A 24,293-nucleotide genomic window follows, 5' to 3' on the forward strand; every position below is an offset into this window, starting at 1 on the left:
CAAAGGAGAACAACTACTATGGGAAAAAAATTATTAGAACCAATCCAAATCGGCAGCATGACGCTGAAAAACAGAATTATGTTTCCTCCGCTGACTACCGGCTATGAGGAACGGGACGGCTCCATCGGCCCAAGAAGCCTTAATTTCTATGAACGTCTGGCCAAAGGAGGAACTGCATACATTGTAATCGGCGATGTTGCGCCTGTCCGCACTGCCTCTCCTACCCCGATGCTCTATGACGACAGCCAGATTCCGGCATTTCAAAAACTGGCGGACGCGCTGCATGCCCACGGAAGCAAACTGGCCCTGCAGATTTTCCATCCGGAATATGATGTACAGGGCGTGGGCCGGCTGATTATGGGCGCAAACATGGCAAGAAAAGCCGCCAAAGACGCACAGGATGCCGGAAACCAGGAAGAAGCTGCAAAACAGACGGAGCTTGCCGAAAAAACCACTAAAGAAGCCTATGCCAAACTCCGCCACGACATGCAGCATTTTGTAGATGAAGCCACCATTGATCAGTTAGCCCAAATCCGCCAGAGCATTGCCAGCTGTGCAAAAAGAGCGGAGCAGGCCGGCGCAGACGCCATTGAAATCCACGGCGACCGTCTGCTTGGCTCCATGTGCTCCACCCTTTTAAACCACCGCACAGACGCATACGGCGGCAGCCTTGAAAACCGCACCAGATATTCCCTGGAAGTTGTGGCGGCCATCAAAGAAGCCGCTCCCTCCCTGGCTGTGGAATACAAGCTTCCGGTGATCACTGTCAATCCAGACGGCTCCCTCCGCGGCAAAGGAGGCCTTTTGGAAGAAGAAGCCGTTTCTTTTGCAAAACTTCTGGAACAGGCAGGGGTGGATATGATTCAGGTGGCCCAGGCAAACCACACTGGAAATATGGGCGACACCATTCCGCCTATGGGCGCCGTTCCCTATAACTGGACCCTTCCCGCCGCAAAAAAGGTGAAACATGCTGTTTCCATCCCCATTGCCACAGTGGGAAGAGTTGTCACCGCAGAAGCCGGCGAACAGATGTTGGAACAGGGCGAGGCAGATGTTATCGGATACGGAAGATCTCTGCTGACAGACCCGGATATTGCCAGCAAGACAGAGGCCGGAGAATGCATCCGGGAATGTTTGAACTGCAACAAAGGCTGTGTGGACGCCATTCAGAACCGCCGGTATATTTCCTGCGTTCTCAATGCAGAAAACGGCGATGAAGCAACCGTTTTCCTGAAAGAAGCTTCCTCTGCCAAAAAAGTTGCCGTAATAGGCGCAGGAATTGCAGGATTAGAAGCTGCCCGGGTTGCGGCAAAACGGGGCCATCATGTAACCCTCTTTGAAAAAGAAAACAAAATCGGCGGGCAAATCCATTTAGCCGCTGTACCGCCCAGAAAAAACGAAATTCTCAGGGCTGTCACTTATTATGAAAAAATACTGCCCACCCTTTCTGTGGAGTTAAAACTGAACACTCAGCCCTCCGCTGCAGAATTAAACGGCTTTGACACTGTAATTGCCGCAGTGGGCGCCCACAATATGCCCCTCCCCATGCCGGCAGAAAACAGCAAGATCCTCTCCGCCTGGGATGTTTTAGCAGGAGCGGAAATTTCCGGTACATGCGCCGTTTTAGGCGGCGGACTGGTGGGAACGGAAACCGCCGAATACCTGGCGGCCTGGGGTCATAAAGTGCTTATCATAGAAATGATGGACAAAATTGCAGCCGGAGAATCCGGAACTGTTATGCCGTTAATTACAAAAGATTTTGAAACCCACAACGTAGAGCAATATGTAAACACGAAAGTAAAAGAAATCCGGGACAATGTGATCTACGCAGTCAATACTGCTGACAACACAGAACTTACCCTTCAGGCAGACACCATTGTCAATGCGCTGGGCTCTAAGAAAAACACATTTGACACAGCCGGCATTACTGCTCCGGTCACTTACATCGGGGACTGCTCCGGTGAACGGACTGCAGATATTGCGGCGGCAATCCGCAGCGGATACCATGCGGCAAATGAAATCTGACAGCAATGATTATCAATTTTTGCCCATCTCTTGATTTCAGACAGAAACAGCAGTAAAATAATACCAGTATTTTTATACTGCCAATGAAATTACATTATATCAAGGAGATGAAATTATGTACGAAATGAAACCCGAATATTACACCGGAATAGCAGCGATTGACAAAGAGCATACCAGACTTTTTGAGCTGGCGCAGGAAACTAAGGATTTACTTTGTGATGATTTTATCCTGGATAAAACAGACAACTTAGTGCACCTGATTTCCGAATTAATCAACTACACCCGGACACATTTTTCTCATGAGGAAGAATATCAGAGAAGCATCAACTATCCCGATATTGAGAAGCATATTGCCCTGCACCGCAAATTCGAAGATAAGCTGATGGAATTTAATCTGGATTTTCTGGGCGATGACTATAGCAGCCAGAATGAAACTGTGGAAGAACTGCTTGGATTTCTGACCTCCTGGCTGATCAACCATATTCTGCAGATAGATATGCAGTATGTTCAAAAATAACGGATATTCAACATACATACAGGGGGCTGCCGCAAAGCGAAGCCCCCTGTATATGTGCCTGAACCTGACCGGCCCGGAGCGTATTTGAAACATGCTCTGGCCCTTACAGTTCTTCCGGTATAATCACTGCCGCCACCAGGTACACAAAAATTCCTGTGGTTGTGCATCCCAGCAATACAAACAGCAGGCGGATAATTGTGGGGTCAATATTAAAGTACTCGCCGACGCCTCCGCACACGCCGCAAATCACCCGGTTGTTTCTTGACTTAAATAATCTTTTTTCCATATCAATTCCTTCTTTCTGTTTTTCCTTATGAACAGTTCCTGTTACTCTGTAAAAGAGACACTCACCTCTCCCACATTGCACTCAATATCCATCTCCCGGCTTCCATCACTTTCAATTTCACGCCCGGAGCCCAGTCCGCTGTACTCATCACCTCCGATACGCACACTTCCCACCGCGCACTCTATGTTATAACTGTAATCGGATTCTTTTCCCGCAGCGGTTACCTGAATCTGCCCGATGCCGCATTCCAGCTCCACCGCATCGGCTTCCATGCATTCTACATACAGTTGGCCCATCCCTGCGCTTAAGTCCAGGCTTTCTGCTGCAATCTCTGACAAGCTGATCTGCCCTGCATCCACCTGGGCGCACAATTCTTCTTTGGCTGTCAGTTTTTCATTGACGCTGCATACCCCTGCATCTACATTAATACTAATATCCTTCGCTGTCAATGGCATATTGATATCAATATATCCTGCATTCTGCTCTATATTGACAGAATCCAGCCACATATCCTCCATTACTGTTTCCGGAATCTGCACCGTAATCCTGGAACTGTCATTTCCCCGCACACGGCTGGCCCCCTCCTCTTCAATATATAACGTTTTGCCGCTGGTGTAAGCCTTCACCCGCCGTCTGTGGTTTTCCTTCCGGTAATCTACAAAAATATAAATGGTTTCCTCATCTTTTCCGCTTTTTTCTATGGTAATTCCGCCGTAATCCACATCCAGCTCCAGCTCCCTTATCTCTTTCCAGGAAAATTCAAAGGATTCAGAGTCCTTGCTTTCCCAGTCCATGCTCCCGTCTCCCCAACCATTGCGCTCATAGATATAGGGAATATGCCGGATAGGCCCGATGGAAAATTCTCCCTGCTCCACATCGTCCCAGAACTCTGAAAAACGAAAACCGATTCCAAGTCCCACTGTACAGAATATACTGCCCAAAATCACCAGAATCAATGTAATAATCAATGCCGCCTTTGTAAAATTCTTCATGCTCTCTGCTCCTTTCCGGAAAATATGCTTCTCCACAGCCTACTGATAACCCCGCATATCCACGGCACCAGTTTTCCGCATACCCATACGCACAGAACGGTGGCCAGAATTGCCAGAGCCAGCAGCAGCAATCCCACTCCTGTCAATGCAAATCCCACTGCCAGATTACCAGTGATAAACTGGCCGATTCCTATGCCGAACAGCACTCCTCCAGAAATGTAAAGGGCTCCTGCAGTGCATACCGCAGCAATGGCAATCCCAAAAACGCTTCCTCCCAGACCGGTTATCACACCCAGCCAAATGGGGCTTGTGATAACTGCAATTGCTATAATCAGCAGAATTTCCATCCCTGACCTTCCGCTGTAAGTGGAGCGGCCGTCTCCGCTGTTACTGTAACCGGATTTCTGCTCCTCATAGGTAAAGCCTTTCCCTTCTCCATAACCGGAGCTTCTCTGTTCTCCATAGGCAAAGCCTTTTCCTTCTTCATAGCCGGAGCTTTCCTGCTCCTCATAATCATACGTATCGCCGCTGAACTGGCTCTGGCTGCTTTCTGCCCGGGAACTGTCCCCGCTGTGCTGCTCTTTGCCGGTTCCGGCGCCTGGCTGCTGCCCGCCTGCCGGTTTCCGGATGGATATGGGATGCTTCTGCTCAAACCGGCTGTCCTCAAACCCATGCTCCGTAAACACTCCGGTATCTGTCTCCATTCCCAAATCTGTTTTGATGGATTCCGGGCCTGTTTCCATTCCCAAATCTGTCTTAATGGTAGCCGCCACTTTCTCCGGCGATTCTAATTCTCTCAAAATCCGCGCTTCATTTTCCACTCCTGCATCTTCAAAATAACTCTGGTAGTAAGACAACGCTTCCTTTCTCTCTTCTTCTGCTACATCCTTCAGCAGCCGTTCTAACTGCCTCATAAATTCCTCTCTGCTCATGCCGTCTCTCCTCCCGAAAATAACATTGTAATTTTAGAAGAATAATTTACCCATTCTGTGCGGTACAATTTCAACTGCGCTGTTCCCTTCTCTGTAATCTTATAATATCTGCGGTTTCTGCCTCCGCATTCCACATCATAGACTTCCAGACAGTCATCCTTCTGCAGGCGCCGCAGCACCGGATACAGGGTAGATTCCGATACGTCTATGGCCTGCCGTACATCCTGGGTGATCTTGTAACCATACGTGCCCTCCTCTTCCTTGCACACAACCGCAAGAACGATTGCGTCTAAAAGAGCTGCACCTGTGTTAAATACCATGCCATCACTCCTCACTGTTTTTGTTCAAAACTCCTTGCGGTTCTTCACCGCAGCGGCTTTTTTAAAGTATTATTTAGAATATATTACTATTTTTCAAATATTACTATTCTCTAAATATTACTATTTTATATTTAATACTATACGCTGTATAATATTATTTGTCAACAATTATTTAAAAAAATTCAGGGCTCCTGTTTTTTCTGACAGCCTGGCTTCAAACCAGATGCAGCGCCAAACAGACCTCCATCCAGGATTCTCCGTCTTTTTCCCGGATTCCGGCAGTTATTTCCCCTTCCATCTGATGCATTAACTGCCTGCAGATATACAGTCCCAGTCCGCTTCCGGGATTTTTCCCCACATTGCTGCCCCGAAAAAAGCTGTCAAAAATATGAGGCAGCTCTTTGGAGGAAAGCCCGCATCCGGTATTTTGGACAACAATGATATATTCTTCTTCCTCCCGTCTGGACTGAATCCGGATCTTTCGGCCGTCGCCGTATTTGACGGCATTCTCCACCACGTTCTGCAAAGCTTCTGTCAGGCGGGCTGAATCCCCCCAGACCAGACAGTTGGAATACGGCTCCATTTTAAATTCCAACTGATAAAGCTCCATCTTTTCTTCATAATATATGCGAATTTCTTCCAAGATTTCTCCCACATAAATTTCCCTGTTTTCCACCTGAAAACTCAGAAAATCTTCATTGGAAGCCTTCACAATTTCACTGACATAGGTTTCGATTTCTTCTGCTTTTTCTTTTATTTTCCCTGCAATCTCCTGCTTTTTTGATTCTTCCCGGTAAAGATTTCTGCACAAAGCCTGGGCATACAGATGAATGGCGCTTAAAGGAGTTTTGATATCATGGGACAAGGACAGAAGCAGAACCTTTTTCTCCTTCTGCAGCTCCAGCTCCCTTGTCTTAGTTTCCTCCAAACTTTCCCGCAGTAAATCCATGCCCCACATAAATTTTCCAAAAAAGCGGTCTTTGTTTTCCTTCAGCGGAAGGGTGAGGTTGCCCTTAGAAAGCTCATAGGGAAGCTGAACGAATCTGGTGAAGGGCCGCAGGATTTTCTGCCTTACATACCACAGAACCAGCAGCGTCAAAAGAAGGAAAAAACCTGCAATTCCATTTACCAGAACCCGCACCGGGCCGTCGGAAATTTTCCCGGAAACGTAATATACCTTATAATATGCCAGTTCGGTGGCAATTACCGCATATTCCTCCTCTCCATTTTTCCAGAATTTCTCCGGTTCCCGGCTGTCTCCCGCTGGATACGGCAAAACAGAAAGCCCGGTCACAAAGGGATAATCTGTCCCTTTCGAATAACCGGACAACTCTTTCAGGCTCTCTGCCGCCCGCCCTGTCTGCTGTTCAAAATCTGCAATCGTCCGCTCCAACCGGTTGAGGGCAATCCGGTATTCCCTGCTTGTTTCTGACAGTTCTGTCCCAGAAAGCAGCCCGTTAACGAGACATAACGCCGCAAGGCCGCCCAAAAGGACAGCCAGCAGCAATTGGTTGATTTTTTTCATATCTTCCCTTTCACTCAAACCGGTAGCCGATTCCCCAGACGGTCAGAATCCGTTCCGGTTTTTTAGGATTTTGTTCCAGCTTCTCCCTCAGCCACCGAATATGCACGGTCAGGGTTTGAATCTCGCTTTCACTGTCAAATCCCCAGATTTTACAGAATAATTCTTCCTTGGGAATGGCTTTTCCCTTATTTTCCATCAGATACAGCAGCAGGTCAAATTCCCGGGCCGTTACCGAAACCTCCCGGCCGTCCCGGTAAATGTGCCGGCCCACCTTATCCAGCCGCAGACTGCCCTCTGTGATCTCATCTGCAGAATACCTTCTCTGGAAAATCCCCCTGACCTTTGCCAGCAGAATGTCAATGTCATAAGGTTTTTCAATATAGTCATCCGCTCCCAGAAACAGCCCGTTCAGCTTATCTTCCTTTCCGCCTTTGGCGCTTACAATAATAATGGGCGTATTGTCATGCTGCCGGATTCTGCTGCAGACGCCGAAACCATCCATGCCGGGAAGCATCACATCCAGAATCAGCAGTTTTGCTCCTTTTTCCTCATAGAGCTTAAGGCCCTCTTCCCCGGAGCCTGCCAGGTACACGTCATAGCCCTCCGCCTGCAGGAAATCTGAGAGCAATTCCCCCAGCTCCTTATTATCTTCCACCACAATAATATCTGCCATGCCACACCTGCCGTTTCCTTACCAGCCCATCTCAATGAGCCAGTTGTTCAGCTTCCGTTCCCGCTGCTTCTCCTGACTGTCCGGGCCATCCATTGCAAGCTCTCCCCTAATATTTCCATCCACAATATACAAAACCCTGCTGCATTTTGCCGCTACCTTCATGTCATGGGTCACCAGCATAATTGTAGTTCCCTCCTGATTCAGTTTATTCAGCTCCTGCATCACGTCCTCCGACGCGCTCCGGTTCAGGGCCCCGGTGGGTTCATCTGCAAAGATGATTTCCGGCTTATTGATCAGGCTCCGGCAGATGCAGGCCCGCTGAAGCTGCCCGCCGGACACCTCGGTAATATCATTTTCCGCCACATCGCTGATTCCCAGTTTCCGCATCAGCGCCAGACAGAATTCATTGATTTCCTGTCTGCTGCGTCTTTTGTCTGCCTGATAAGCCGGAAGCAGAATATTGTCCATAATGGAAAGGTTTTTCATCATGTGCATCTGCTGAAAAATAAATCCCATGCTGGTGAGACGCACTTTTGCAAGCTCCTTTTCCTTTAAATCGGTAATCCGCTTTCCGGACAAAACCACCTCTCCGGCGGTAGGCCGGTCCATGCCTGACACGCTGTACAACAGAGTGGATTTTCCGGAACCGGAAGGCCCCATCACCGCCACCAGTTCTCCCTGCTGAATTGTAAAGCTTACATTTTTCAATACGTTATTCTGCCTTTTATTGGTTACATACGTCTTGCACAAATCTTTCACACGCAATGCTTCTTTCATTTTCGCCCTCCTGTTCTTTTCCCGCAAAATCTACTCTATATTATTCATTTCCTGCACCGAGATATGTTTCACCCGCCGCATGGCCAATACGCAGGCCAGTACGGTAACTGCAAAAAGCGCGGCAGGATACGCTGCATAAATCTCCAGGGGATGGAGCACAAATTCAATTTTCTCTGCTCCCATCATCTGAAATACCCGTCCGGCCGTAAGTTCAGAAAAAGGCGTTCCGGTCAGGGTTCCCGCTGCAATGCCCGCAAACAGCACAAGCATAATCCGCTTGGTCTGCCAGCCAATCAGCGCGCCGTCAGAAAATCCGATGGATTTCAGCATTCCCATTTCTCCCCGTTCCCGAATCAGAAACATTTTCTGCATCAATACCACCACCAGAACGTTAATGGCGATAACCACTGCCAGAATCAGCAGCTTCAGCGGCTCAAGCCTTCCCGCAATATCCCCGATCATACTGCCGATAAATTCTGCCGTTGTCTCCACCTTAGCTTCCGGAAATAATTTTTGGACCCTGTCTGTCACCTCAGACAGCTCCTTTTTGTCCGGCTTCTGCTTTAAGGTGATCTGGGCGCCGAATCCCCCGGCCCCTTCTGCATAATTCAGTTCCGTTTTTTCCGTAAACCGGATTCCCTCTCCCATATTGTTCATGGACTGGTAGAGGGCGGTAAGCAGATAGGGTTTTTCTTCGCCGCCGCTGGTGATATATACGGTATCTCCCAGCTTAGCGTCAATCTTTTCCGCCACCATATGGGTCATTGCAATTTCATTTTCGTAAATTGGCGGCTGACCCTCATCATAAAAATACTGTTCCGTAGAAGTTCCAAATCCCTGTATCGCAAAGGATTTATAAGTTTTTTCCCCTTTTCTTACACGAAGTTTAAAATAAACCTCTGTCGCCGCCCGTTCCACTTCAATTCCATCCTGTTCCAGACGTTCTCTGCATTCCTCCAGGTAATCATACCATCCCTGTTTTGTTCCTTGAGCCATCAGCTCCGACACCTTATCCTCCTGATGCAGATAAAAATCACACTCTGTCAGGGCAAACCATGCTCCAATTTTTTCTGAACTGAGGGTATTGATGGAATTAATAGGCATCACCACCAGCCATACGCCGATCATACTGGTAAGCATCAGCACCAGATATTTTCTGAATTCGCTGACCACGTCATTATATGCTAAAAAGGTAGTGGCCCTTAAATGAGAACGCTTCATCTGAAAGATTCCTTTTTTCCGGAAACGCTCTCCGCTGTTCCCGTTTCGTATGGCGTCCATGGGGCTGAATTTCCTGATTTTTCCTGTGCTGTAATATCCAAACAGCACAACCACCCCCACAATCAGAACACTGATCCATAACTGAAACAGAATGCTTCCGCCGCCTTCTTCAATGACAATTTTCTCCGTCACCTGCATAAGCAGCCCCCGGCTGAACGGAATACTGGCGGCAAATCCAAACAGCGCGCCTGTCAGCGCCATCACAAAATATTTCACAATGTATAGTTTCCGGATGGAGCTGTCCCGAATGCCGATGGCCTTCATAATGCCGATTTCTTTAAAATCTTCATTTATGGTAAATACAATTGTAAATCGGAGCATAATTACAGATATGGCCATCAGACAAATGCTGACCAGCAAAATCACTGCCGCAATCACCATCTCCATAACATAAGTCGTCTTTACTAATTCTCTGCTGCAGCTGAACATCTCGCTGAAATCACAGTTGTTATATTCTGCCTGAAAAGCCTCGGCATCCCTGCAGCTGACAGAGTACAGCCTTCCATGCAGGAGGCCGCTTTCCTCTGACATCTCCTGGAAGTCATTTTGGCTTATCACACACCGCTGAGTGCCCATCATATCGGAACCCAGAAATGCATCCTTCAGCTCCCCTGCCACCTGAAATTCTTTTTCATAACCCTCTTCAGACTGAATCTTTAACTGATCGCCCGGATTCAAATGATTTTTCTCTGCCAAACGCTGTCCGATATAAATCATCCCGTCCTGCATCCCGGTGATTTCACGGTTTTCTTTATCATAGAACTTCTGCTGGCGGATGTCAAAAGGATTTAAAATTGCCATATTGTCCAAAACTGCCGTTTTTCCGTTCCCTGGTTTCAACTGGTTTTTGGAAAAAAAGAGATTCTCATCCGCAGTATAATCCTCCACCTGCGCCTGGTTTTTCAGAAATTCCTCGATCTCCCTGTCATTTTCAGAAAGCTCTCCCGAACTTCCCCCCATAGTCACAATCAGAAAATCCCCTATACCGGACTGATTCATAAAGTTTTCCACGCCGTTTAAAATAACCGCAAAGTTATTCAGGCTTCCTGCAATAAACATGGTGGACAAAAAAATAAATATCAGCAGAATCAGATTGATGGATTTCTTTCTTTTTAAGTCTTTTCTCAATATTCTGAAATACATTTGGTTCTCCCTCCCTTGTTCTGTTAACCTTAGCCCCGGCTGTGTCTGGTTCAGCCGGATGATACTGGTATTATAAAATAGGAAATATTAATAAATCCTTAAAAAGCAGAATCTTTCTGATATTTTTCTCCCTTCACACCAGAAATGGCAGATTTCCGCATTATATTGCAGAAATCCGCCATTCCCGGCCATTCTTTCCTGTTATGGAAAGAAACAGAATCATGAAGTTATTTTTGCTTTTTTGCTGAGTCCTTTGCTTCTGAGAAGTTTCTTATATGCTGACTTTTTCTTTTTCGGCACTTTAACAGTAACTTTTGAGGAAGTTTTTGAAAAAGCTTTACTCCCGACTTTTTTCAATACTGTGCTCTTAATCGTCATTTTTGTCAGCGCTTTGCAGTTATAAAATGCTTTAGCGTCAATGGTTTTTAATTTTTTGCTGTTTAATGACACTGTTTTCACTTTGACGCATCCGTAAAACCCGCTCTTTCCGATGCTTGCAACATTTTTTCCTACTTTCACAGACGTTGCTTTCTTACAGTTTTTAAATGCATTACTTCCCACTGCTGTTACTTTATAACTCACACCGCCCAGTTTAACCGTATCAGGAACCACAATTTTTTTGATATCTTTCTTCTTGCTTCCGGAAATTGTCACGGTCTTTTTGGAAACGCTGGTTACTTTATATTTATAAGCGCCCACGGTATATACCTTGCCATTTTTCACAGAAGTTTTTTCTTTTACCGTCACTTTAATCTGAGCCTTGAGGTTTTTGGGATTTGCAATACCCTCCTTCAGCGTCAGCTCACCGCTCAGAGTGCAGCTTCCTGCTTTCTGTCCATTATAGGTTCCAGGATTCCAGACAACTCCCAGGGGTTCTTTTGCTCCGCCCTCTAAGGTTACTTCTGCTGTAGTGGGAAGGGCAAGTTTATCGAAGGATGTCCCGATCACGGTCTCTATTTCTGCCAGTTCTTCCACTGCTGCAACTTTTTTTACCCCTTGAGGCGTACCGGGTTCTTCCTGATCTGAACCGTCTGTGCCCGGCGTCTGATCTCCTCCCGGATTTTGATTTCCTCCGGAATTTTGGTTCTCCTCTACTTTCACGGCAATTGCCGCCTGTTTCCCATCTGGATTTACAACTCCCGTTTTCAGTGTCAATGCTCCGGTTAAATGATAAGTTCCCGCTGTCTGGCCGTCATAAGTTTCCGGATTCCAGGTAATGTTCAGACTGTCTTTCGTTCCGTCCTCTAAGGTTACTTCCACTGTCTGAGGAAGCTGCAGCTTTTCAAAGGATGTCCCATACGCTGCTGTAATCCCCTGCAGTTCCTTTACAGACTGGATTTTTTTGTCTTCCTGGGCTTCCTGCATTTTTTCTTTCACAGTTACGGCAATCTCCGCCTGCTTCTTGTCAGGATTTACAATTTCTCCCACAAGGGCAAGATCGCCTTTCACGGTATAAGTTCCCGCTGCCTGGCCGTCATAAGTTCCGGGATTCCAGGTTACATTCAGAGTCTCTGTTTGATTATCTGCCAGTGTAACTTCAGCCGTTTTCGGCAAAGGCAGGTCTTTGAATTCCGTTCCAAATGCTGTCTCTATGCCTTCCGGATTTTTCACTTCCAGGATTTTAATGCCTTCTTTTACTGTTACAGTAATGGTCGCTTTTACCTCATCGATATTCGTAATTCCGTCTTTCAGTTTCAGTGTTCCGCTCAAAGTATAGGTTCCCGGTGTTTTTGGATCATAATCCCCTCTGATCCATGTGACCCTCAGCGTATCTTTTGTTCCGCCATTCAATATCACCTCTGCTTTTTGAGGAAGCTGCAGGCTTTCAAAAGAGGTTCCTGCCACCGCACTGATTCCCGGTATTTCGCTGACTTTGGCAATTTTATCTTCCACTATTACCTGGATTTCTGCTGCAGCTGTTCCATTGGCAAGTCCTTCCTCTAACTCCAGTTCTCCTGTCAGAGTGTATACTCCCGGCGTATTCAGGTCAATACTGCTTTCCTGCCATGTGACATTTACTGCCTGTTCCTCTTCTTTTCCGCTGATTTTTACATTCACCTGAGCGGGAAGCTGCAAATCGGCGAACGACGTTCCCACAGACACTTTCCTATCTTCAAAGGATTGGATATATTCAACGCTTGCGCCGGCAGACGCGCTGTCTTTGTGGGGCGTAATGGTCAGCCGATCCATATTGACTGCGCCGTTGCCATGCTTGTACTCTACGGTGTTCTCCCCTTCATGCAAAGTTACTTTCTGAAGCTCAATCCCCTGTGCTCCCGCCCCTGTTTGAGCTTCAAATAAGGTAACAGCGCCCCAGGCGTCCCAGGCATCGGTATAAACTACTGGAAACGTAAAATATCCAAGTTTCTTTTCATTGACAAATACATCTGCCGTTGCATCCTCTCTGCCGTTTGCATAGCGGAAGGATAAATCATAATCGCCTGATTTTTCCACATTAAATTTAAATTTCAGGGTATCATTAGAATTCTCCCAATGCCGTCCGTCCAGGCCGTCTACAAATGCATCCCCATAGGCAAGCTGATGATCCGTCGCTATTTTTGCCCCGCTTCCGATTTCCGCTCCTTCCGCTTCGCAGGTAATGTATATCTTCTCCTCTGGTTCAGGGCCGGCATCGCCCAGTTCCATATAATCCAGATTGAAGCCTGCCTCACTGGAGCATTTAATATCCACCAGATTTACTCCCGGTTCAAATACCGCATTTTCCACAGTTGCCGTGCCCCAGGCGTCCCAGCTGCCGGTAGAAGGCAAACTTACGTCCTGCACTTTTTTTCCATTTACGTATACGCTGGCCACCGGCACAGCCTCTTCGCTGCCGTTGCAGTAGCGAATCTGAATCTGCCGGCTTCCTTCTGCATTTACTGCAAACAACACATCCCCGGAACCATTTTCCAATTTATCTGAAAATCCCCAGCCGGAAAAATTACTGTGATTCCGGTTACTGTTTGCTCCGGCGCGCAGACTGGCAGCCTCTGCTTCATACCTTACAGTATTCGGTCTGATTTTTAAAACCACACAGTCGCAGGCAGCCAAATCCACCGTAAAATGATCCAGGCGTCCATAACTCTTATGCTGCCATAACTCCCTGACGCCGGCCGTTCCTGTAATGCCCAAATCCTTCTTAAAATCCAGTGTCTGGGTCTTTACCTCCCGGTCGCGGTTAAACAATGCCACAACCCAGGAGCCGTCCGGAAGCTGTCCGGCCCAGCGTTCACTCTCTCCAAGTCCCATAGGTTTTCCCACAAATCCCGCTTGGTTCAAATCCAGAATTTCTTTGTTCAGGTAATAGGTCTTGTTGTCGATACCCTCCGGCGCATTTGCGTTCATGGTATCATACTGATCTGCAATGCAGATGGGAGAACCTGCCATTGCCGCCAGGGAAACGGCGGAACGTTTCTGGGCGTCTGCCACTTTCAATTCTTCCTCACTGGAAATCGGCGTATCTGTATCCTCCGTTCTGATCACATCAAACCGGGCCATTCGAAGGAAATCTCCGTCCAGAACCATCTGGCCCCGACCGCCTACGTCCGCCCAACCGGTAAAAGCGTCAAAGCTGTTGCCCCACTGGGCCCAGTTTTCCTGCCACTGGCCCCGGCGCCGGCCGCTGATATGGTCGTTGGTCCACCCGGGCTCCGGGCCTCTGTTGGAATTATCCCATCCGCCGTTGGCAACGTCTTCATTCACCCGCATCATATGGCCATATTTCAATTCTGTGGCGGCATGATCATACTGGTTCGGCATTACCAGGCTCAGTGTCATGCCGTACGCATCACAGGCTTCCCGCATCCATTTCAGAGCTTTTTCATATCGCTCCGTTCCGTATGCCGGTTTTCCATTCTGGTTATTATCGCCATTAATTCCGTTTTCATACCATCCCAGAAAGTCAACTCTCAGAAAAGAAGCTCCTGCGTCTGCAAAATGCTTCACATATCCTTTGACGTACTCTTCTGCGCCTTCCTTGTCAGTATCCAGCCAGTACAGCGCCGGCTGTCCTGTTACGCACCAGGGCTCTCCGTCAAATCCTTCTCCTTTTGGAAGGGCCTGTTCTTTAAAATCGCTGAAATGGCCCAAATCCGGATTTACCAGGCTTTTTACCGGTATCTCTGTACCTGCAATCTTTGCCGACGAATGATAGGCAGCAGCGGTAACCCAGAGTGGATCGTAATAAACCCCCAGCTTCATTCCCCTGGCTTTCAGCTGATCCCCCATATCCTTCCAGGTTTTTGTCCAGGAATAATTATATTTGGTAATATAGCCGTTTTCATTGATGGTCTGCGCTCCTTCAATCCATCCGTCGGTGGACATCATATCATATCCGGCCTCCACAAATCCTTCGCTCACCATCCAGTCAGCATTGGCGTCCCAGCGTTCTTCCTTCAAATAACTGTCTGTCTCAAAAGGCGTCTCGTATGCCATCCAGTACAGGGGGCCTGTGCTGATATCCGGCGCTGCCAGAGTATCCGGCCCCACTGCCGTATCTGCAGGCGGCTGAGGTTCCTCTGTTCCCTCCGCTAAAGGCAGAACCCCTTTGTCTCTTTCCTGCTCCGGGCTTTCTGTCGAGGATTTTTGGGTTTTGCCGCCGGCCGCTTCCGAAGTCCTGCTTCCGGTTTCCCCTGCAGCATTGTCCGGAGATATCGCGGCTAACTTTCCAGCTGCAGACACCTGCACTGCAGAAGCAGAATCAAAAATCATAAGCGCGCATAATAGGGCTGCTATTATCTTTTTCTTCATAACTTATCCTCCTCCCTGAGAGCGTCCTTTGGATTCTCTTCTTCTCCGGAATCTTCCTGCACACTGTCCCCGCTGCCCGCTTCCTGCATCTCATCTGCAGAATTTCCCGGTTCTTCCGGCTGACTTTCCGTTCCTTCCGGATTCCCCGGTTCTTCCGGCTGGCTTTCCGTTCCTTCCGGCTGGCTTTCCGTTCCTTCCGGATTCCCCGGTTCTTCCGGCTGGCTTTCCAGTCCTTCCGGATTCGGCAGCTCTTCCGGCTGACTCTCCAGTCCTTCCGGATTCGGCAGCTCTTTTGGCTGGCTTTCTGTTCCTTCCGGATTCAGAAGCTCCTCTGTCCGCCTCCCCAGTCCTTCCAATTCCTGCATTCCTTCCGGCACATCCTCTTGGCCGCCCATTTTCTGCATAGCTTCTGACTGGCTCTGACCGCCGGTTTCAACAATAAGGGTGTGCCTGTTTGCATCATCCTTCATCTTTACATAACAAATCTGATTTGCACTGTCTGCAAAATATCCGCTCTCTGCGCTTTCCAACTCCTGCAGGCTTGTTTTGGATTCCAATACCTGCTGATCCAACCGCACGCCGGAAACATTTGCTGCATGATGAAACTGCATCAGATAATCTCTCTCTGCCACATTCCCTGCATACTGCCCTGTCCTGGCTTCAATATCAAACGTCAGCGATTGATCCGCAGCTACGCTGCAGGTATATTTCGTAGTGGCATACATTCCGTCTTTATAATTCTGACTCTCTCCATCGTCCTCATAATACACAAAGGAGCTTTCTCCTTCACTGGTCAGCGGATAGATATCCAGAGTCAGCTTATCCAGAGGTTTCTCGCCCACATACTGCATAACCGGCATTTTGGGAATGATTGCCCCTGCCTTTACAAATACAGGAAGTTTGTCAATGGGCGCGTCATATTCTTTTGTCTCGCCCCCTGCCGCGGAAATAATGGTTCCGTCACTGTAGTCGTACCAGGTTCCTGCCGGGAAATAGACCTCTTTCTTAGTTGTGTCCGATACCACCGGAGCCACCAGGAAACTCGGCCCGCACATAAACTGACTATCCATATCATAGGTCTGGGGATCTTTGTAATACTCCATGACCATGGGACGCGCCAGAGGAATTCCGGTTCCTTTCCCGGCTGTGCCTTCCAGTCCGGTTCCAATGACACTGTCCGCCGTACAGGAATAAAAATACGGGATCAGCTCATACCGCATATTAATCTGTTCCCTGGAAATCTCCTCGCAGTCAAAATTCCAGGGTTCCTTGCCGATTCCATTGTAGCAGTCTCCGTTGGTACCGCTTTCATTCCAGTTGGCATAATGGAACCTGTGAACCGGAGTGAACGTTGACAGTTCCACCCAGCGTTTATACTGATCATTGGTAAAACTGCCGGAAAATCCTCCGATATCGAACCCCCAATAGGAAAATCCAGACATGGAGAGCCCCAGTCCCAGCCTTAACTGCTGCTCCATGGAAGTCCAGTCGCTTGTGATGTCCCCTGTCCAGGGAGACGCATACCGGTGAGAACCGGTGAATCCGGAACGCGTCTGAAGAAACGGCCGCTTTTCCTTATTTTCAGACACTTTTTCATACATTGCCTGATTGTGCTTCAATGCATAGGCATTGTGCATCTCCTCAATATTGCCGTAAGATTTCCCGTTTTCATTGTAAAATGCCCAATCGGGAAGATATCTGGCCGGTTCATTCATATCCAGCCAAAACGCGTCTATTCCCTGAGCCAGAACAGCATTGTGCTTGTCACCCCACCATTCGGCAGCCTCCGGTTTGAAAAAGTCCATGACGCCGGAGTGCCCGCTTTCAGCTTTTCCGTCTGCGCCGCCCCAGGGCCAGAATGCCAGGGAAGTTTCTCCATTCAGGTTATGTATAAAATGATTTGCAGCATTTCCGTCTTTATAATCACTGGTAGACGTGGTGGCTGCAGATACATTGGGATCGTCTATAACGCCAAACTTAAATCCTGCCGCATCCAGTTCAGAAAGCATAGCTTCCGGGTTCGGAAAATTCTTATGATTCCACTCTGTGGGAGAGCACTGGTTCTGATACCATTCAATGTCAGAAAACATCACGTCGCAGGGAATCTGTTTCTCCCGGTAGGTCTTTGCCACTTCCTGAATTCTTTCCTGGGTATATCCGTAATGGCACTGCATATTTCCGTATGCCCACTGGGGCGCAAAAAAGGATTTTCCCACCAGATCCGTGAAGGAGGTGGTCATTTCTTTCATATTCTCTCCGCCGATAAAGTAATAGCACAGTTCTCCGCCCGCCGCAGGATTCATCGTGCCGAAAGAACACGTTCCTGCATCCGAGGCTCCCAGATCAAACTGAGTTCTGCTTGTATTGTCAAAATAAATGGCATATCCCTTGGAGCTGATATAATGGGGATCGCTCAGATACCAGCATCCTTTTCCAAGCTCCGCGGTCATGGCGTCTGCCTGACGTCCCAGGAAATCTGTACTCCACACAGTCAGATTTTCCCCTTTCCGGTTAAACGCTTCTGTTTTTTCTCCCAGTCCCCAGAACTGTTCGTCAGAAGCAATTTTATTCCTGACAATCAGCTCGTTCTGATCATTCCAACCAATGCTTTCCGCCTGATTTTCACAGAGCACATTGCCCGCCTTATCCTTATAGGTCAGTGCAAACTGGGCTTTTGCCACTTCCACCACAAGTTTTCCGGTGGAAAGCTTGTAGCAGGAGCCTGCATCCTCCACCTTCAGCTCCGTACCCTTTTTCACCTCTTCATTTACTACGGTAAAGGAATCGTACCTGCGGTAAAATTTTCCCGTTGGCTCACACCACACCTTGATGATATCGTCAGAACATGCTTTCACCCGGACTGCTGCATTTTCACACTGAAAAGTCACTTCATTTGCTTCGTTCTGCTGATAACTGCTACATTGCCCAATATAAGTGAAATCCGCCTCCTCAATGGTAATGTAATCCACATTTGCCACATTGGCATTCCCATCCTCCCGCTTCAGTTCAATGGTATTCTGCCCTTCTTTCAATTCCACGGTACAGTTGCGGTTCCACCACTTGTCCCAGCTTCCCAGTGCGGCAAGCCCCAACTGCTCCTGTTTTGTCCCGTTCACATAGAGATTGATGGTAGCGGCGTCACCGTCATTGCCTGCACTGTAACGGACAGACAGGGTATGCCTCCCGGCTTTTTTGGCTGTTACATTAAATTTCAGGCTGCTCCCTACATTTCCCATGCCGTCTACAAAGCCGTCTCCGGAATATCCTCTGTGATCCGTATTGACTTTTGCGTCTCCTGCCTTCACGGCGTTTTCCGCTTCATAGATGTCTTTTACTTTGAAATGGTCAAATCTGACAGCCGCCTGCAAATCAGCGGCCGGCGGCATCGTCCCCAATACAGTTGCCGCTGTGAGGGCAATGGCTGTCCTCTTTCTGTACTTCTTCAGTTTTTTCATAGCTATCCCTCCCGGCTTATGAAGTGAATTTTGCCTGTTTGCTAAGTCCCTTCTTCTTCAAAAGTTTTTTATATGCTGTTTTCTTCTTTTTAGGCACTTTGATGGTTATTTTCTTAGATGTCTTAGTAAATGCCTTGCTTCCGACTTTCTTTAAGGCAGTGCTCTTAATGGTGACTTTTGTCAGCTTTTTACAGTTATAAAATGCTTTAGAACCAACGGTCTTTAATTTCTTACTGTATAAAGTCACAGTTTTTACCTTCACACACCCATAGAAGGCGTTGTTTCCGATACTTGTAACATTTTTTCCAACTTTCACGGAGGTTGCTTTCTTGCAGTTTTTGAATGCCGAAGCCCCTATGGCCGTTACTTTGTATGTCTTACCTTTTAATTTAATGGTGCTTGGAACGACAATTTTCTTCATGCTCTTTTTCTTGCTGCCTGAAATGGCCACTGTCTTTTTCGAAGTATCCATCACCTTATATTTATAAGAACCTACTGTGTAGACCTTGCCTTTTTTCACAGAAGCGCTGCTGTTCTGTTGGCTTTCTTCCTGCAGAGTTACCCGAATCTGAGCTTTTCTGCCATCTGGATTGGTCACTCCGTCTTTCAGTTTCACTTCTCCGTTTAAAGTGCAGGTTCCTGTTTTCTGCGGATCGTAGCCGTTTTTGCTCCAGGTAACCTCAAGAACTGCCGTCGATTTATTTGCCAGCTCCGCAATTACCGTCTTGGGAAGCAAAAGCTTCTCAAACGCAGTTCCTTTGGCAGCTTTAATCTCTGTCAGGCTTCTTATGCTGACAATCTTCTTCTGGTTCTGTACGTTGGAGCCGCCGCTTCCATCACCACCGCCGTTTCCGTCATCTCCGCCGTTTCCATCATTGCCGCCGTTTCCGTCACCTCCCGGCTTTTCTTCTGCCTGCTCCACCGTCACGGTAATTTCCACCGCCTTGTCATTAGAAATTCCCGCGCCCAGCTGCAGCTCTCCTGACAGAATATATTCCCCTGGGGTATTCAGATCCAAATCTGCAGGATTCCAGACAACATCCGTAAGGATCGGCTCTGTTTCTCCTTTAATATTCACTTTTGCTTTGGCCGGAAGGCCCAGTGCATTGAAGGCTGTCCCGGCTTTCACCCTGATTCCTGTAAAAGCTTCCACTGACTCCACCACACGAACCGGTATCTGCTCCTTATGAGGCGTAACCGTTAAACGGTCTAAATTCACTGCACCGTTGCCATGCTTATATTCCACGGTATTGACGCCCGCAGTCAGATGCACCTTTTCCAGCTCCACATTTTCTCCGTCTTTCTCTCCTTCAAAAAGAGTGACAATTCCCCAGGTATCCCATGCATCCGGATAAACGGTCGGGAATGTGAAGTATCCCAGCTTCTTGTCATTGACGAAAATATCTGCCGTTGCCTTTTCCTTGCCGTTGGCATAGCGGAAGGACAAATCGTAATCTCCCTCTTCTTCCACTTCAAAGCGGAACTTCAGCGTATCATTAGATCCAGCCCAATGCGGCTGCTCCAGACTTGCCACAAACTTATTGCCATAGGCAAGCTGATGGTTGGACGCCACTTCCGCTCCGGCTCCCCGCTCTGCCTCTTCAGCCTCACATACAATCACTGTTTTCTTATCCGGTTGGGGCCCTGCCGTCCCCAGTTCAATGTAATCCAGATTAAATCCGGCCTTGCCTGTGCATTTGAGATTCACCAGATTTTCTCCGTCCTGAAATACTGCATTTTCTACAGTCACAGTACCCCAGGTATCCCAGTTTCCGGTGGAGGGCAGACTTACATCCTGCAGCTTCGTCCCGTTTACATAAACTGCCGCAACGGGAACATCCGTTTCGCTGCCGTTGCAGTACCGGATCTGAATATTCTGAGTGCCCTGGGCCTGAACCGCAAACAATACGTCGCCTGTGCCTTTTTCCAGTTTATCTGCAAATCCCCATCCGGAAAAATTACCATGATTTTTGTTGCTTTTTGCACCATCCCTCAGACTTGCCGCCTCTGCTTCATACCGTACAGTGTCCGGCGTTATTTTCAGAACAACACAGTCACAGGCTGCCAGATCCACACTAAAGCTATCCATCCTGCCATAATTTTTGTGTTTCCATAATTCCCTGACGCTGGCAGTTCCTGTAATTCCCAAATCTTCTTTAAAATTAATCGTCTGGTTTGTCACCTCTCTGTCCCGGTTGAACAAAGCCACCACCCAGGAGCCGTCTGCCAGCTGTCCGGCCCAGCGTTCGCTTTCACCAAGGCCCATAGGCTTTGCCACAAACCCTGATTTATTCAAGTCCAGAATCTCCTGATTCAGATAATAATACTTATTGTCTACGCCTGCGGGCGCGTTTGCATTCATGGTATCATACTGATCTGCGATACAGATGGGAGAGCCTGCCATTGCCGCCAGGGATACTGCGGAGCGTTTCTGCGCGTCTGCGGTCACAGCCTCCTCTGCGGTAAGCTTCCTCTCACTGTCAGAAGTCTCTCTTACCACATCAAACCGGGCCATTCTGAGGAAATCCCCGTCCAGAATCATCTGTCCCCGGCCTCCTACGTCCGCCCAACCGGTAAAGGCGTCAAAGCTGTTGCCCCACTGCGCCCAGTCCGGCTGCCACTGACCTCTGCGCCGGCCGCTGATATGGTTATTGGGCCATCCTTTTTCCGGCCCGTTTGTGGGATTGTCCCAACCGCCGTTGGAAACATCCTCATTCACGCGCATCATATCTCCGTACTTCAGCTCCACTTCTGCATGATTGTACTGGTTGGGCATTACCAGGCTCAGCAGCATCCCGTTTTCGTCACAGGCTTCCCGCATCCACCGAAGCGCCTTTTCATACCGGGCCGTTCCATAAGCCGGTTTTCCATTCTGTTTGTTATCGCCGCCGATTCCATTCTCATACCATCCCAGAAAATCTACCCGCAGGAAAGTCGCGCCGGCTTCTGCAAAATGTTTTACATAGCCTTTAATATACTGTTCCGCCCCTTCCTGATTGGTATCCAGCCAGTAGAGGGCCGGCTGCTTATCCTGACACCATTCCTGATTATCAAAGCCTTCTCCCTGGGGCAGATTCACAGGCTTAAAATCACTGAAATGTCCAAATTCCGGATTTACCAGACTGCTTACCGGTATCTCTGTTCCGATTATTGTTGCATCAGAATTGTAAGCCGCCGCTGTCACCCAGAGAGGATCGTAATAAACCCCTAATGTCATCCCCTTTGCCTTTAACTGATCTCCCATTCCTTTCCAGGTTTTATTCCAGGAATAATTGTATTTGGTGATATAGCCGTTCTCATCAATTACCTGGGCGCCCTCGATCCATCCGTCGGTTGACATCATTTTGTATCCGGCGTCTACAAATCCCTGCTCCGCCATCCATTCTACATTTTTATCCCAGCGATCTTCTTCCAGATAGTGATCCTCTTCAAAAGGAGTCTCATACGCCATCCAGTACAGGGGGCCCGTACTGATAGATTCTGTTCCTGTCCTTCCACCCATCTGAAACCTGATTTTATTTTCCCCCTGCTGCAAGGGCAGGGAGGTGGTCAGGCTGGCATATGTATCCCCATTGATGGTTACAGGCAATTGTTCCTCTTTTATAAATTTGTCATTTACATACACGGACACAGACTGCTCCCGTGCGCCGCCATTGGAATATCTTGTCTCCACTGCATAATTTCCGGGCTGATCCGCATTTATGGTAAATTCCACCTTTGACGCTTCGTCAGTGGCCTCCAGATATCCTTCTCCGGTATAATCCCCCGGACGCTCCGGCTTCACAGACGACATGTCCGTCACGGTATCTTCCGCTTCAATCACAGTCCCAGACGCCTGTACTGCCGCTACCGGCTCTAATAGCAAAACAAAGCTAAGCAGAGCCGCAACTATTTTTCTCTTCATAACCTGCCTCCTTTACACTGTTCTTCATATACTACCGCTTCGTAAGGACGCAATATCCCAGAAGCTCTGTCCTGGTAATTAGAAATCAGAATAGACGCTGTCTCTGACACAAGACCGCAGGGCGTCTCCTGTGTTGTAAAATTGCATACCACTGTCAATTTCACGCCATCCAATTTCCTTTCATACGCAAATACAGATTCGCTTTCCTTCAGCAGCATATGAAAATCCCCATATACAATCACCGGTTTTTCACGGCGCAATGCAATCAGCCTGCGGTAATAATTCAATATGGACGACTCTTCGCTCCGCTGCTTATGTACATTGATTTCAGGATAACTGCCAATCACCGGTATCCACGGACTGCCTTCTGTAAATCCCGCCTGCCTTTCTTCATTCCACTGCATGGGGGTTCTGGCATTGTCCCTGCTTTTCAGCTTTAAATATTCCATCATGGCCCCGTGGCTGACGCCGGCCTCTTCCACAAGCTCCTGATACGCCTGAAGGGACTCCACATCCCTGTAATCCTCAAGTTTCTGGAATCCGGCATTTGTCATTCCGATCTCCTCGCCCTGATAAATAAAAGGCGTGCCCCGCATCATATGCAGACAGGTGGCAAGCATTTTTGCCGAAGCTTCCCGATATGTTCCATCATCCCCGAATCTGCTGACGGCCCGGGGCTGATCGTGATTACTCCAGCAAAGAGAATTCCATCCTGTCCCCTTCAGTTCCTCCTGCCACTTTCCGAAAATTTCTTTCAATTCCTTCAGATTGACAGGTTTGTCATTCCATTTCCCGTATTGTCCCCTCCCCATATCCAGGTGTTCTAACTGGAATACCATATTCAGTTCTTTCCGAGCTGCGCCGGCATATTTTTTCGCCTCTTCCACGCCTGCTTCCATTGCCTCCCCAATTGTCATAATGTCGTACCTGCACAGGACCTTTTCATGCATCTCTCTCAGATATTCATGTACCTGAGGCCCGTTCATGCAATAGGACGAAAGATCTCCGTACAGCCCTTTCAGCGCCCCGTCAGAATAATCCTCCGTCTTGGAAATCATATTGATGACATCCATACGGAATCCATCAATTCCCTGTTCCAGCCACCACCGCATCATGGCAAAAATTTCTTCCCGCACCTTGGGGTTTTTCCAGTTTAAATCCGGCTGATGAGGGGAAAACTGATGAAAATAATATTTTTTCCGGTTTTCATCGTACTCCCAGGCGGAACCGCCGAACCAGGCGCCCCAGTTATTGGGCTCCTTTCCGTTTTTGGCCGGCTTCCAGATATAATAATCCCAATAAGGATTTTCTTTTTCCTCCCGGCTTTTGATAAACCAGGGATGTTCATCGGATGTATGGTTTACCACCAGATCCAGAATTATCTTAATCCCCCTTTTATGGCTTTCTTTCAGCAGCAGCCTGAAATCTTCCATCGTTCCGAATTCATCCATAATCCCCTGGTAATCGGAAATATCATACCCGTTATCATGGTTTGGCGACTGAAATATGGGAGACATCCAGATTACGTCAATTCCCAAATAAGAAAGGTAATCCAGCTTTTCCAAAATACCTCTCAAATCGCCGATTCCATCTCCGTTGCTGTCCTTGAAGCTTCTGGGATAAATCTGATACACCACAGCTTCTTTCCACCATTTCTTTTGCTCCTCCACCGTCTGCCTCCTTCCATTATCTTTTCAAGTTTTTGCATGTTCCC

General features: G+C 48.0%; 14 protein-coding genes. 2 read left to right on the forward strand and 12 right to left on the reverse strand.

All coding sequences use genetic code 11. The features are described 5' to 3' along the window. Nucleotides 1–18 precede the first annotated feature (18 nt). Together bilR and ACTO17_RS05280 are read left to right on the forward strand one after the other, a co-directional pair. Nucleotides 19–2,025 carry a bilirubin reductase, long form gene (gene bilR, locus ACTO17_RS05275; RefSeq protein WP_482557155.1) on the forward strand — a complete coding sequence of 669 codons (2,007 nt, stop codon included), beginning with the start codon at nt 19–21 and terminating at the stop codon, nt 2,023–2,025. Nucleotides 2,026–2,140: 115 nt separating this feature from the next. After that, nucleotides 2,141–2,542 carry a bacteriohemerythrin gene (locus ACTO17_RS05280; protein WP_482557156.1) on the forward strand — a complete coding sequence of 134 codons (402 nt, stop codon included), beginning with the start codon at nt 2,141–2,143 and terminating at the stop codon, nt 2,540–2,542. A 103-nt stretch (nt 2,543–2,645) separates the two neighbouring features. On the opposite strand, the gene ACTO17_RS05285 is transcribed toward ACTO17_RS05280, so the two are convergent. The 12 genes from ACTO17_RS05285 to ACTO17_RS05340 all read right to left on the reverse strand — a co-directional run bounded on the left by ACTO17_RS05285 (nt 2,646) and on the right by ACTO17_RS05340 (nt 24,249). Further along, nucleotides 2,646–2,828: a PspC domain-containing protein gene (locus ACTO17_RS05285; protein WP_172536329.1), complete on the reverse strand. Its 183-nt coding sequence runs from the start codon at nt 2,826–2,828 to the stop codon at nt 2,646–2,648. Between the two features lie 41 nt (nt 2,829–2,869). After that, nucleotides 2,870–3,820 carry a DUF4097 family beta strand repeat-containing protein gene (locus ACTO17_RS05290; RefSeq protein WP_482557157.1) on the reverse strand — a complete coding sequence of 317 codons (951 nt, stop codon included), beginning with the start codon at nt 3,818–3,820 and terminating at the stop codon, nt 2,870–2,872. Further along, nucleotides 3,817–4,752 carry a DUF1700 domain-containing protein gene (locus ACTO17_RS05295; protein ID WP_482557158.1) on the reverse strand — a complete coding sequence of 312 codons (936 nt, stop codon included), beginning with the start codon at nt 4,750–4,752 and terminating at the stop codon, nt 3,817–3,819. The genes ACTO17_RS05290 and ACTO17_RS05295 overlap by 4 nt, the downstream gene beginning before the upstream one ends. Continuing rightward, complete coding sequence (locus ACTO17_RS05300) at nt 4,749–5,072, reverse strand: PadR family transcriptional regulator (protein WP_135987972.1); 324 nt, start codon at nt 5,070–5,072, stop codon at nt 4,749–4,751. Before ACTO17_RS05300 ends, ACTO17_RS05295 begins: the two co-directional genes overlap by 4 nt. 214 nt (nt 5,073–5,286) lie before the next feature. Next, on the reverse strand, nt 5,287–6,597 hold the full coding sequence (locus tag ACTO17_RS05305) for a sensor histidine kinase (RefSeq protein ID WP_482557159.1): 1,311 nt from the start codon (nt 6,595–6,597) through the stop codon (nt 5,287–5,289). A 10-nt stretch (nt 6,598–6,607) separates the two neighbouring features. Then, nucleotides 6,608–7,270 carry a response regulator transcription factor gene (locus tag ACTO17_RS05310; RefSeq protein WP_172536333.1) on the reverse strand — a complete coding sequence of 221 codons (663 nt, stop codon included), beginning with the start codon at nt 7,268–7,270 and terminating at the stop codon, nt 6,608–6,610. An 18-nt stretch (nt 7,271–7,288) separates the two neighbouring features. Then, complete coding sequence (locus ACTO17_RS05315; protein WP_482557160.1) at nt 7,289–8,047, reverse strand: ABC transporter ATP-binding protein; 759 nt, start codon at nt 8,045–8,047, stop codon at nt 7,289–7,291. A 30-nt stretch (nt 8,048–8,077) separates the two neighbouring features. Continuing rightward, a complete protein-coding gene (locus tag ACTO17_RS05320; RefSeq protein ID WP_482557161.1) occupies nt 8,078–10,471 on the reverse strand; it encodes an ABC transporter permease in 2,394 nt (797 codons plus the stop codon). 219 nt (nt 10,472–10,690) lie between these two features. Next, nucleotides 10,691–15,220 carry an Ig-like domain-containing protein gene (locus ACTO17_RS05325; protein WP_482557162.1) on the reverse strand — a complete coding sequence of 1,510 codons (4,530 nt, stop codon included), beginning with the start codon at nt 15,218–15,220 and terminating at the stop codon, nt 10,691–10,693. Continuing rightward, the gene (locus ACTO17_RS05330; protein ID WP_482557163.1) at nt 15,217–18,675 is read right to left on the reverse strand and encodes a TIM-barrel domain-containing protein; all 3,459 of its coding nucleotides are present in this window, start codon (nt 18,673–18,675) and stop codon (nt 15,217–15,219) included. The genes ACTO17_RS05325 and ACTO17_RS05330 overlap by 4 nt, the downstream gene beginning before the upstream one ends. Before the next feature lie 16 nt (nt 18,676–18,691). Next, nucleotides 18,692–22,579, reverse strand: coding sequence for a leucine-rich repeat protein (locus tag ACTO17_RS05335; protein WP_482557164.1), 3,888 nt, complete (start codon nt 22,577–22,579; stop codon nt 18,692–18,694). Continuing rightward, nucleotides 22,576–24,249, reverse strand: coding sequence for an alpha-glucosidase (locus ACTO17_RS05340; protein WP_482557165.1), 1,674 nt, complete (start codon nt 24,247–24,249; stop codon nt 22,576–22,578). Before ACTO17_RS05340 ends, ACTO17_RS05335 begins: the two co-directional genes overlap by 4 nt. Nucleotides 24,250–24,293: the final 44 nt, after the last annotated feature.

This window comes from Petralouisia sp., from assembly GCF_056822245.1.